The 397-nt window shown below is 67.5% G+C and carries 1 protein-coding gene; it reads left to right on the forward strand.

What is annotated here, in order from left to right; genetic code table 11:
- Positions 1-215, forward strand: a 215-nt coding sequence (locus tag AC1DYG_RS20325) for a response regulator transcription factor (protein ID WP_477641645.1), incomplete at its 5' end; no start/stop codon positions are given.
- Positions 216-397 lie beyond the last annotated feature (182 nt).

The raw sequence follows: 397 nt of genomic DNA on the forward strand, positions 1-397 counted from the left end.
CGGGCCATCCTGCCGCCGACCTGACCCCCCGTGAGCAGGAGGTCGCCGACCTGGTGGCCCGCGGCCTGACCAACCGGGCCATCGCCGAACAGTTGGTGATCTCGCAACGCACCGCGCAGGGGCACGTCGAGCACGTGCTGTCGAAACTCGGGTTCACCTCGCGCGCACAGATCGCCGCGTGGGTCGTCGAACAGAGCCACGAGCCGCCGGACTGAACGGTCCGGCGGGCGGCGGACCAGGGCACTCGGCGACGGGAACCCCGAATGGCGCGTAGGGTCGGTGGCCCGGGACCGTTCAGGTTCCCAATCAAGGGACCACCATGTCGGACAAGTCACCTCGCAACACCATGACGAAGAAATCCGGCAAGTCACTGAAGGAAAAGCGCGCAGAGAAGCGG

The sequence above is a fragment of the Pedococcus sp. P1_H8 genome (assembly GCF_056405175.1).